The sequence below is a fragment of the Paracoccus shanxieyensis genome (assembly GCF_009711265.1).
Lineage (GTDB): Bacteria > Pseudomonadota > Alphaproteobacteria > Rhodobacterales > Rhodobacteraceae > Paracoccus > Paracoccus shanxieyensis.
In genome coordinates, this window is record NZ_WMII01000003.1 from 282,028 (window position 1) to 293,683 (window position 11,656).

Annotated in this window: 9 protein-coding genes and 1 tRNA gene; 6 read left to right on the plus strand and 4 right to left on the minus strand. The window is 62.9% G+C overall.

Going from position 1 to position 11,656, the window contains the following annotated elements:
• Positions 1 to 11: 11 nt before the first annotated feature.
• Positions 12 to 1,619, minus strand: a complete 1,608-nt coding sequence (locus GL284_RS04950; protein ID WP_230382906.1) for a L,D-transpeptidase family protein — start codon at positions 1,617 to 1,619, stop codon at positions 12 to 14.
• 371 nt (positions 1,620 to 1,990) lie between these two features.
• Between GL284_RS04950 and mepK the strand changes: the two genes are divergently transcribed.
• Entirely contained in the window at positions 1,991 to 2,551 is a 561-nt protein-coding gene (mepK, locus tag GL284_RS04955; RefSeq protein ID WP_155043529.1) for a peptidoglycan L,D-endopeptidase MepK, read from the plus strand.
• Positions 2,552 to 2,624: 73 nt separating this feature from the next.
• On the opposite strand, the gene GL284_RS04960 is transcribed toward mepK, so the two are convergent.
• On the minus strand, positions 2,625 to 3,377 hold the full coding sequence (locus GL284_RS04960) for an SseB family protein (protein ID WP_155043530.1): 753 nt from the start codon (positions 3,375 to 3,377) through the stop codon (positions 2,625 to 2,627).
• Entirely contained in the window at positions 3,337 to 3,960 is a 624-nt protein-coding gene (locus GL284_RS04965) for a uracil-DNA glycosylase family protein (protein WP_155043531.1), read from the minus strand. The genes GL284_RS04960 and GL284_RS04965 overlap by 41 nt, the downstream gene beginning before the upstream one ends.
• Positions 3,961 to 4,157: 197 nt before the next feature.
• On the opposite strand from GL284_RS04965, the gene GL284_RS04970 reads away from it, so the two are divergent.
• The 3 genes from GL284_RS04970 to kdsA are packed head-to-tail and all read left to right on the plus strand — an operon-like array spanning position 4,158 to position 7,352.
• Entirely contained in the window at positions 4,158 to 4,811 is a 654-nt protein-coding gene (locus GL284_RS04970) for an ABC transporter ATP-binding protein (protein ID WP_155043532.1), read from the plus strand.
• Complete coding sequence (locus GL284_RS04975; protein ID WP_155043533.1) at positions 4,795 to 6,522, plus strand: KpsE/RkpR family capsule polysaccharide export protein; 1,728 nt, start codon at positions 4,795 to 4,797, stop codon at positions 6,520 to 6,522. The genes GL284_RS04970 and GL284_RS04975 overlap by 17 nt, the downstream gene beginning before the upstream one ends.
• On the plus strand, positions 6,519 to 7,352 hold the full coding sequence (gene kdsA, locus GL284_RS04980) for a 3-deoxy-8-phosphooctulonate synthase (protein ID WP_155043534.1): 834 nt from the start codon (positions 6,519 to 6,521) through the stop codon (positions 7,350 to 7,352). Before GL284_RS04975 ends, kdsA begins: the two co-directional genes overlap by 4 nt.
• On the opposite strand, the gene GL284_RS04985 is transcribed toward kdsA, so the two are convergent.
• Positions 7,342 to 8,559, minus strand: a complete 1,218-nt coding sequence (locus GL284_RS04985; RefSeq protein WP_155043535.1) for a BaiN/RdsA family NAD(P)/FAD-dependent oxidoreductase — start codon at positions 8,557 to 8,559, stop codon at positions 7,342 to 7,344. The two genes, kdsA and GL284_RS04985, sit on opposite strands and share 11 nt — an antisense overlap.
• A gap of 97 nt (positions 8,560 to 8,656) precedes the next feature.
• Between GL284_RS04985 and GL284_RS04990 the strand changes: the two genes are divergently transcribed.
• Together GL284_RS04990 and GL284_RS21260 are read left to right on the plus strand one after the other, a co-directional pair.
• Positions 8,657 to 8,731, plus strand: a tRNA-Gln gene (locus GL284_RS04990).
• A 1,151-nt stretch (positions 8,732 to 9,882) separates the two neighbouring features.
• On the plus strand, positions 9,883 to 11,656 hold a 1,774-nt coding region (locus tag GL284_RS21260), incomplete at its 3' end, for a DUF7507 domain-containing protein (protein WP_341870530.1).

Genomic DNA, 11,656 nt, shown 5'->3' on the forward strand with positions numbered 1-11,656 from the left:
TGGGGACTGATCTAGTGGTCCAAGGCGGCAGAATCCAGCCCGGTCTGAATCCCTGCGGCGACAAGTGCCTGATAGACCTTGGCATCCCGGCCATAGATATCCGGGAAGCGCTGGATGCGCCCGTTGGCATCCGGAAAGGCGGTGAAATAGACCAGATGCACCGGCACGGGGGCCGAGAAATTCAGATAGGTCTCACGGCCCGACTCAAGCGCCTTCTGGAACCGCGCCTCGGGATTGGCGAACTGACCTTGCAGCAGTTCATTGGCCAGATCCAGCGGACGGCCGACGCGGATGCAGCCATGCGAATAGGCGCGCTGGGTCTGGTTGAACAGGTGCTTGGTCGGCGTGTCGTGCAGATAGATGTTCCACGGGTTCGGGAACATGAATTTCACCGCCCCCAGCGCATTGTCATCGCTGGGTTTCTGCCGCATCCGATAGGGGAAGTTGGCGGAGGTATACTTGCGGAAATCGATCCGGTCGCGCGCGATGACATTGCCCGCCCGGTCCACTACGTCGATATGGCTGACCGCGTTGCGATTGGCCTGCAGACGCGGCAGATATTCCTTGACCGTGATCGAGCGCGGCACGTTCCAGCGCGGGTTCGCCACCAGATATTTCATCGTCTCGCTGAACTCGGGCGTTTCGAATTCCGGATCGGCCTTGCCGATGACGACGCGGGTTTCAAAGACCTGCTGCCCGCCATCCAGAATGCGCGCGGTATATTCGGGCAGGTTCACCCAGACCTGCCGCGCCATCGGATCGCGGCCATGCATCCAGCGCATCCGCTCCAGCGCGACAAGGATCGCGGCGCTGCCCTCGGTCGGGCCGCCATTCAGCCGGGCGACGGTGCGCGGACCGGCCACGCCGTCCGGGGTCAGCCCGGTCTGGGACTGAAACCGCGCGACGGCAGATGTCAAAGGCGCGTCGAACAGGTCATCCGCCGAGGCCGAGGCCGGCATCAGCCCCATGGCGGCCAGCCGGCCGCGCAGCAGCCCGACCTCGGGACCGGCCATGCCTTCGCGCCATGTGCCCGTCGGCACCAAGGGCGTGCCCGCAGGCGCGGCCAGCGCGGTCTTGCCGCGCAGCGCGTCGCGCAAGATCTGATATTCCGGATCCTGCGGGGCCTGCGCCTCAAGCCATGCCAAGGGGTTGGCGGCCTGATCAAAGGCGCGCAGCATTTCGCCGGTCGTCGGTCGGGCCACCTTGCGCTTGATGCCGGGATCGACACGTTCGGGGTTCAGCACGCCCCCCGTCAGGTCGTGGGTCCAGCGCTGAAAGCTGACCGCGAAAGCCAGTTCGGCCTGAAGCGAATCGACACCGCCCTGCCCCATGTCGCGGTCGATTCGCGCCAGATGCGGCTGGTCATAGCGCGCGGGCGGCAGGCCATGACTGGCCGCCTGCCCGGTTGCCGCGATCAGCGCCGCGCGGCGACTGGCGCCCTCGGGCCCGGTAAAGATCGGCTGCAACCCGTTCGTGCCATAGAAATCGGCCAGCCCGGGATATGCCGCAACCTCTTGAGCCAGCGCCATTTCCTGTGCAGAAAACACCAGTCGCGGTGCTGGCAGCGCGGCGACCGGGCTCAGCTCCAGCGCCTGCGCCTGCACAACTGCCGGCTGCATCGCGGGCATCAGCCCCAAGGCGCTGCCAACAACCAATGCGCGAATCGACTTCAAGCGGAGCACTGCGGAAAACCCTGTCTGACCACCAAATATCTTTGGCATCCGCCGATTTTGCGGTCGAGAGATGGTGACAGAATTGTTGCAACGGTGATGCTTGATGGGCACGGCATCCTCAAAAACCGGGATCGGGTTCCGAATCGCCCTAGAGATGAGCGAATTCTTGCCGATTATGGCGGATGTCCGCCGTCGAGGGAATGATTTGCTTTCCCGATCTCGCGTGCTGGTGACATATTGTTAAGCAGTTCCGGCTAAACCGGAGCCTGCCGGAGAATGGGCCGGTAAAACAAACGAAGCAGGACAGGCGATCTGACATGACGTTTGAAACTATCTCGCGTCGCGGCATCCTTGGTGTGTTCGCGGCGACGACGGTGGCAGCAGCGCCGGTTATGGCCAATGCCTTCGGTCTGGTCCGCGGCGCAGGCGATATTCGCCGCATCCGCATGTATTCGGGACGTACCGGCGAAAGCATCGACACGGTTTACTGGGTCGATGGCAAATATATCCGCGACGCTCTGAATGAAATCAATGTGTTCATGCGCGACTGGCGCACGGGCCAGGTGATCGGGATCGACCCGCGCACCGTCGATATCGCAGCGGCGTCGCAACGTCTGCTGCAGACGAACGAACCCTATATGATGCTGTCGGGATATCGTTCGCCCAAAACCAATGCCATGTTGCGCTCGCAATCGTCGGGTGTGGCACGGAACTCTCTGCACATGACCGGAAAGGCTGCGGATCTGCGGCTGAAATCCCGCTCGGTGGCGCAGATGTACAAGGCCGCAGCTGCCTGCCAGGCAGGTGGTGTCGGCAAATATTCGCGCTCGAATTTCGTTCACATGGATTGCGGTCCGGTGCGCCACTGGGGCGCCTGATCTCACACAGGTTCAAGATTGCGCGATCGCTAAGACCCGCCCACGATTGGGCGGGTCTTCGCGTTTGCAGGGCTCAGCGCAGGCGCGGCGGTGCGTTCGGATCGCGCTGCGGCGCGGGCGGTTCGGGAGCGACGGGCGGCGCGATGATCGGCAGAGCCTGCGCGGGCAGATCCTGATCCGAAAAGGCGATGTCGGTCCCGCCCGGCGCTTCGGGCAGAAAGGCCAGCAGTTCGGCAAAGGCCTTGGCCACGGCATCCCGGCGATCCTGCGGCACATCGCGCAGCACCAGAAGATGGTTCTTGCGCCCATCCGCCCATTCACAGGCCATCAGCCCGGCCGCGCGCACCAGATCGCGCATATCGCCCAGACGCTGCCCCAAAGGGGCCGCCAGACGCTGGGCTGCATCGGCATCGGGCGGGGTAATGGCGCGCGGGGCTTCGTCCGGGGCAAGGCTGGGCTGGGCCTGAAGCGTCTGAACCAGCCATGCCAGCAGCGCGCTGTCCAGCAGCATCTCGGACGGGTGGCCGGGATTGATCAGCAGGCCGCGGCCTTCGGCGGCCAGCGCACCGGCCAGAATGCGGCCGGGCAGCGCCAGATACGCAACCGGACCGCCCAGAAAACCGGCCAGCCGCTCCTCGGCATCGCAGGCCAGCGCGACGGGGCCGTCGGGCAGCGCGAAGATCTGCAATTCCGCCTGATCGCCTGCGGGTTCATGGGTCAGGGCCGCGAAGAATTCGGTATCGGCGATGCGCGACAGGATCCGTGCGCGGGCAGCCGCGGGGGCATCATGAAAGGGGATCTGGCAAAGCTGGTCCAGCGGGGTCATGGGCATCCTTCAGCACTTGGGCAATCCGGTCGCGCAGCGCGGGCAGCAGCTCGGCCTGAAACCACGGATTGCGTTTCAGCCAGCCGGTATTGCGCCACGACGGATGAGGCAAGGGAAAGATCGCGGGCGCATGGCCACGCCAGCCCGTCACCGTCGCCGTCACTCCCGCCTTCGTGTTCAGATGCCAGCGCTGCGCATGGCCGCCCACAAGCAACGTCAGCGCCGGGTTCAACGTCGCCATCACCTGATCGCGCCATGTCCGGGCGCAGATCGCCGGCGGCGGCAGGTCCGACCCCTGCCCGTCATAGCCGGGAAAGCAGAAGGCCATCGGCACAATGGCGATTCTGGAGCGGTCATAGAACGTCGCCGCATCCAGCCCCATCCAGTCCCGCAGCCGATCACCCGAGCGATCAGCAAAGGGCCGCCCCGCCAGATGCACCCGCATCCCCGGCGCCTGCCCCACGATCAGGATGCGCGCGCCGGGCTGAAACCAGACTACGGGGCGCGGCATGTGATGCGTGGCGGTGGCTGCGAAACGCGGCGCACAGATCCGGCAGGCAAGTATGCGGTCATGCAGTTTCATCTGCCGCAGATAAGAGCACGAAGGGCCGTGCAAAAGGCCGGATGTTCACGATATTTCAACCATGACTTGCCTAAGGTAGACAGTGACGCGCGGCGCGCCTATTGTCCGTCGGCATCATCCGACCGGGCGTGGTCGTGCGTTGAAGTGATCGTAACTCGCCGGCAGCGCCCTGATGCGCCGGGTTCTGGGGCCGCCTGATGATAGAATTCGACAACGTGTCCAAATCGTTCTGGACCGGCACGCAGCGCAAGGTGATTCTTGACCGCGCCTCGTTCCGGGTCGAACTTGGCCGTTCTGTCGGGATCCTTGCGCCGAACGGCACCGGCAAGACCACGCTGATCAACATGATGTGCGGGCTGGAAAAGCCTGATGAGGGCACGATCCGGTCGAACTGCCGCGTGTCGTTTCCGCTGGGCTTCATGGGCGGCATCACCGCAAAGCTCAGCGCCAATGAAAATGCCCGCTATATCGCCCGGATCTATGGGCTCGATCCCGATTATGTCGAGGCGTTCTGCCGCTGGCTGACCGATATCAACGAATATTTCGACATGCCCGTCGGCACCTACAGCGCCGGGATGCGGGCGCGGTTTACCTTTTCTCTGATGCTGGCGCTGGAATTCGATGTCTATCTGATCGATGAGGGCATGCCCACCACCACGGATGTCGAATTCAACCGCAAGGCGGGCACGGTGCTGTATGACCGGCTGAAATCGGCGACGGTGGTCGTCGTGTCGCATCAGGCCCGCACCATCGAAAAATTCTGCAATTCCGCTGCCGTGCTGCGTGACGGCAAGCTTTATCAGTTTGAAACCCTCGAAGAGGCAAAGCAGTATTATGACTACACCGCCTAAGGCGCGCGTCTATCGCAAGAGCCGCGAGGAATCGATTCTGGCCTCGGGTCGCAATGCAGGTGCCGCCGCGCCCCGGCCGGTCGAGGTCGAGATGCGCAAACGCCCGGATGCGCAGCAGAAAATGGCAGCGGATCCCGCCAGCCTGTTCACCCCGGACGAAGATGATGACGGCTTTGCGGGGATGCAGTTTCCCGGTGCCGCGCCGCAGGCCAGCCCCAGCCAGACGCCCGATCCGGATATGGAGCAGCGCATCGCCGCCGTGAAGGCCGAGAACCTGACAGGCCGGCAGTTGCGCATGGCGGGCCGGATCGCCGCCATGCATGAAATCCAGGTCAGTTCGGATCACGAAGCGGTTGTCCTGCTGCGCGATCGCGGCATCGACCCGTTTCACCGCGCCTCGGTCGGCCAGATCCTGTCGGATGAGGCCAAGAACCAGCGCACGCGCGAAACCATGCCCGTGCCGACCCAGCGCCCGAACACCCCGAAGCGGCGCGGAACCGAGATCGTGCCCGTCGCGCCCGGTCAGACGCGCCTGCCCTCGCGCGAGGCACTGACCGAGGATCGCCGCGCCAGCGAGATCATGAAGATCCAGCGCGACATCGCCCGGCGGCGTCGGCGCAAGCTGATGATGCTGGCCGCGCGTCTGCTGGTCTTTGTGGGCATTCCGACGATTGTCGCGGGGTATTACTATTTCCGGGTGGCCACGCCGCTTTATGCCACGGAAAGCCAGTTCCAGATCCAGCAGGCCGAACAGGCCAGCGCGGGCGGCCTGGGCGGTTTGTTTTCGGGCACGCAACTGGCGACCAACCCGGATTCGGTCTCGGTGCAAAGCTATCTGACATCGCGCGATGCGATGATGCGCCTTGATAGCGAACTGGGCTTCAAAAGCGCGTTTCAGGCCGACACGATCGACCCGATCCTGCGTCTGGCCCCGGATGCCACCAATGAACAGGCCTACAAGCTGTATCGGAATTCGGTCAAGATCGGCTATGACCCGACAGAAGGCGTTCTGAACATGGAAGTGATCGCGCCGAACCCGGAACTCAGCCAGAAATTCTCGAACGCGCTGATCAAATATGCCGAAGGTCAGGTGGACCAGCTGACCTCGCGCATGCGCGGCGACCAGATGCAGGGCGCCGTCGAAAGCTATAACGACGCCGAAGCCAAGGTGCTGAGCGCGCAAATGCGCGTGCAGGAAGCACAGCAGAAGCTGGGCGTGCTGGATCCGGTGGCCGAAGGCAGCGTCATCATGGGCCATATCGCCGAACTGGAAAGCCAGCTTGCCGCCAAGCGGCTGGAACTGGGCCAGCTTCAGGCCAACGCCGTCCCGAACCGCAGCCGCGTTCTGGGCGTGCAGGGGGATATCCAGCGTCTTGAGGAAATGCTGACAGAAACCCGGTCGCAACTGACCGAAGGCAATTCCGCGCGCGGCTCGCTGGCGGCCATTTCCGGTGAGATCCGGATCGCGGAATCCGATCTGGTCACCCGCCAAGAGCTGCTGGCCGCCGCCGCCGCCCAGATGGAAAGCGCCCGGATCGAGGCCAACAAACAGGTCCGCTATCTGGCCGTGTCGATCGCGCCGGTCCCCCCGGATGAGGCGACATATCCCAAGGCGTTCCAGAACACGATCGTCGCCTTCCTGATTTTCTCGGGCATCTATCTGATGATGTCGCTGACCGCATCGATCCTTCGCGAACAGGTATCCTCATGAAGCATGTCAAGCTGCGCAACGTCACCTTCGGCAACGATCTGCCTCTGGTCCTGATCGCCGGCCCGTGCCAGCTCGAGACGCTGGATCACGCGCTGATGATCGCCGACAGCCTTGCCGAGGCCTGCGCGGCCTCGGGGGCCGGCTTCATCTTCAAGGCCAGCTATGACAAGGCGAACCGCACCTCGCTGTCGGGCCGTCGCGGTATCGGCATGGAGGAAGGACTGCGCATGCTGGAGGATGTGCGCGCGCGGATCGGCTGCCCGGTTCTGACCGATGTGCATGACATCCCGCAGACCAAGGCGGCGGGATCGGTTGTCGACGTGATCCAGATCCCGGCCTTCCTGTCGCGCCAAACCGATCTGCTGCTGGCGGCGGGCGAAACCGGCGCGGTGGTCAATATCAAGAAGGGCCAGTTTCTGGCCCCCTGGGACATGCCGAACGTGGCGCAGAAGGTCGCCTCGACCGGGAATGACCGCATCCTGCTGACCGAGCGCGGCGCGAGCTTCGGCTATAACACCTTGGTTGCCGACATGCGCAGCCTGCCGATCATGGCGCGCACCGGCTATCCGGTCATCATGGATGCCACCCATTCGGTGCAGCAACCCGGCGGTCAGGGCGGATCATCCGGCGGTCAGCGCGAATTTGCCCCGGTCATGGCGCGCGCCGCCGTGTCGCTGGGCGTGGCGGGTGTATTCATCGAGACGCATCAGGATCCCGACAACGCGCCCTCGGACGGGCCGAACATGATCTGGCTGGACCAGATGCCGAAGCTGATCGACTCGTTGATGCGGTTCGATCAGCTGGCGAAATCCGATCCGGTCATGGGCTGACGCGGGCTGCGGCGGCGATCCCCATGGCCGCCGCATGACCCGAGGCCCAGGCCCATTGGAAGTTATATCCGCCCAGCCAGCCTGTGACATCGACGACCTCACCGATGAAATAAAGCCCCGAAACGGCGCGCGCCTGCATATGCTTCGCCTCGAGGTCGCGGCAATCCACGCCGCCGACAGTGACCTCGGCCGTGCGCCAGCCTTCCGATCCGACAGGCCGCAGCTGCCAGCGATGGACCCTGTGGGCCAGCCGGTCCAGCACGGCATTCGGCTGATCGGCCAAGCGGGTGCCGTCCAGCCGCAACTCGGCGATGATTGCTTCGGCCAGCCGCGCCGGAAGCAGCCGCGCCAGCGCTGTGTTCAGCGCCATGCGCCCCGCCTTGCCGCGCTGTTCGCGCAGATCTGCCGCCAGATCAAGGCTTGGTGCCAGATCGACGCTGATCTCTTCGCCCGGGCGCCAGAAGCTTGAGATCTGCAGGATCGCCGGTCCCGACAGCCCGCGATGCGTGAACAGCAATCCGTCGCGGAACCGGGTCGCACGCTTGCCGCTGCCATGGCTGACCTCGGCCTCGACCGACAGGCCTGCCAGCGGGCGGCAAAGGTCCAGATCCTGCTCGGCAAAGGTCAGCGGCACCAGCCCTGCCCGTGGCTCGACCAGCCGCAGGCCGAACTGCCGCGCCAGATCATAGCCAAAGCCGGTGGCGCCCATTTTCGGGATCGATTTGCCGCCCGTCGCAACGACACAGTTCTTCGCCAGAACCGGCCCGCGCGCCGTCTCGATCCGGAAGGCATCGCCCTGCTGCGTCACGCCGCCGATCGCGGTCTCCAGCCACAGCTCGGCCTGGCGCATCCGGTGCAGCAGCATGTCGACCAGCTGCCGCGCGCTGCCGTCGCAGAAAAGCTGCCCCAAGGTCTTTTCATGCCAGGCAATGCCCGCCGCATCGACCAGCGCCACGAAATCCCCGGGCCGGTAGCCCGCCAGAGCCGAGGCGCAAAACCGCGGATTGTCCGACAGAAACCTGCCGCGTTCGGTCGCGAGATTGGTGAAATTGCTGCGCCCGCCGCCCGAGATCCGGATCTTTTCCCCCGGCGCGCGGGCGTGATCGATCACCAGCACGCGATGCGCCGGATCCGCGCGCAGGACCGAGCCCGCGCAGAACATGCCAGCCGCGCCAGCCCCCAGAATGACCGTATCGAAATGCTTCATGGGGCGCGATTAACGCTGCTTTCATCCACCCACAAGATTTTTCAGTTTAGCCCCTTGCACCCCCCTGCCAGCTTGGCTAGATACGCCTCCACAGAGTTGGGGCGTGGCCAAGTGGTAAGGCAACGGTTTTTGGTACCGTGTACCGTAGGTTCGAATCCTACCGCCCCAGCCAGTTATCTTTCAGATTGAAATTGCGGATATTTTGCAAAGCCGATGGTTTGCCTGCGGTGCAAAACATGTTGCTTTGCGTTGCATGATCCCGAAGTGCCTGCGGAGCTCACGGGTGGGGGGCCCGGCGCGATGGGCGGCTTTCATATGGTTCCCCGGCACCTTGATCCGCCGCACCACGTCATCCAAGGATCTGCATCAGCACTTGCTGCGCCTGACAGGCATCGGTCAGCCTTCTTCCCGCGCATTTGATTCAATATCAGATGTCCTGAAAGACAGCCATTCCGAATGCTGGCAGGTTTTCCAAGTGTAAATAACCTAACAGGCTGACAACGCTTGGAACCTGCTCCGCATGGCCTGACAAACAATGCCGGATGCTGATCCGGCAAGATCGCGCAGCCCTCCAGTAAAACCTAAAAAGGTTTACATATCGTTAAATTCACCGGGCTGTTTGGATGATTATAATTCTGAAAACGCTAGGTTTTTATATATTTTTATCAGGATATGAAGTGCAAGATGTGCTAGGACATCCAGATCTTATACGGGTGTTTCCAGCTTCAGACCACAAGGTCCATCATGCGGCAATTGCAATATTTATTTCAGTCATTCGCTCGCGTGATTTTCGTCGCGGTCCTGTATGCTGCCGTGGCATCCATTTTTACAGCGCATGCCGTCAATGCACAAGACATTGTCAGCTATACAAATAGAACCGCATTCGACAACGATTTGCCGGCGATAAACAGCGTTCAGACGCTGGAAAACTTTTCCTCGGTCAGCGATTCGAACATGTCTGGCGTCGGAGATACCTTCAACGGTTTCAGTGTTCGTCGAACGCCCGCGGGAACCAATCGTGGCTCAGCCTTTGGTTACTCCCGGTATTGCACCTTGCTCAGCGCGCCCTCGACAAACGCGACGACGGAAGGATGCTTAGACTACAATAACCAAAGTCCCAGCCGTCCGGGAATGGTGTTGTCTGTCGCAGGCAGCAGTGGAACCAATTCCAATCCTATTCCTCCCATAAACTACGGACCTGGCACGGTCGTTTTTACATTTTCTAACAAGCCATATGCATTCTTCTTCGATTTTGTGGATTGGAATGACATTGCCGTCCGGTCGGAATTTGTATTTCAGCTGAGCAACGGAACCTCGCGACTGGTGACCGGGCCGATCCACTCATGGAATGCACCGCCCGATTTTTATGGGGCGGTTGTCGGTCGTTCGCTGCGCGAACAAGGCGTCTATATCCAGTCAGTTGTCTGGCGCGGTGTGCCCAGCTATCCCGAAGGTGAAATGATCGGCATCTGGGAGGTCGGAACCTACAGCGCGGTATCCGCGATCGAGTTGCAAAAGGAATTCGGCACGGCCGTTCTAAATTCAGACGGCAGCTATGATCTGCCGGTGACGCTGACCGTGACCAATACCGGGGATCTGAATATCACGGCTTTGTCCGGGTTGCAGCTTGAGGATTTTCTGTCGGGCCCCAGCGGATTTGGCACCAGCTTTCAGGGAATTGTGTCACCGCCGACGGCGATGGTTTTGGATGATGGCGCGGGAATTGCGCCGGTGGCACCGAACATTAATCCGCTGTTTGACGGCACCGCCGCGAATAGCGATCTGCTGGACGGGAGCTCGGGGCAACTTGGAACCGGCGATCGGCTGATCGTGTCATTCGTGGCCCGGGCTTTCGTCGATCCAAGTTCGGGACCGGTCACGCTGTCGAACACCGCCAATGTCAGCGCGGTGGATGTCTATACCTCGGGGCAGCCAAATCTCTCGGATCAGTCGACCGATACCGTGACCCTTGGCCTGCCCGCGGCCTCGCTTGTGGTGCGCAAGAACGCGGCGTCCGTGCCCTCTCCGGCCGCCGAAGGCCAGACTGTCACCTATCGCTATGAGGTCGAGAATACCGGCGATGTCGATCTGGCCAATATTTCGCTGAATGACGCACATGCCGGGGCGAATACGCTGGGTCCTTTGACCGTTGTCAGCGGAACTCCTACCCTGCTTTCGCCCGGCGGGACCCTGGTGTTTCAGGCCGATTATGCGCTGGCTCAGGCAGATATTGACGGAAACAATCTCAGCAATACTGTGACTGCCACGGGGTCGGATCCCTATGGAAATGCCGTTACCGACACCGACAGCGTGACCTTGCAGCTGGCCGCGCCCGGCCTCAGCATCGCCAAATTCGCCGATACCGCCTCGGTCAGCGGGCTGCAGCGCATCGGCTATACCATCACTGTCAGCAACAGCGGCAATACCAGCTTTGCCGGCGCCGATCTGGTGGTCAGCGATGCGCTGAGCACATCCTCGGGCAGCGTGGCGCTGAGCCCGGTGCTGGAAAGCCCGAATGCGGGCGACAGCGATGCCGACGGCGCGCTGGATCCCGGTGAGACCTGGCGCTACACCGCCTTTTACGACGTGACCCAGGCCGATCTGGATGCCGGCACCGATCTGGTGAACGTCGCCCGCGTCGCCGTGCCCACCGGCCCGAACCCGCTGCCTGCGACCGACAGCCCCGACGTGCCGGTGACGGTGGCGGCAGCGCCCGGCCTCAGCATCGCCAAATCCGCCGATACCGCCTCGGTCAGCGGGCTGCAGCGCATCGGCTATACCATCACCGTCAGCAACAGCGGCAATACCAGCTTTGCCGGCGCCGATCTGGTGGTCAGCGATGCGCTGAGCACATCCTCGGGCAGCGTGGCGCTCAGCCCGGTGCTGGAAAGCCCCAATGCGGGCGACAGCGATGCCGACGGCGCGCTGGATCCCGGTGAGACCTGGCGCTACACCGCCTTTTACGACGTGACCCAGGCCGATCTGGATGCCGGCACCGATCTGGTGAACGTCGCCCGCGTCGCCGTGCCCACCGGCCCGAACCCGCTGCCTGCGACCGACAGCCCCGACGTGCCGGTGACGGTGGCGGCAGCGCCCG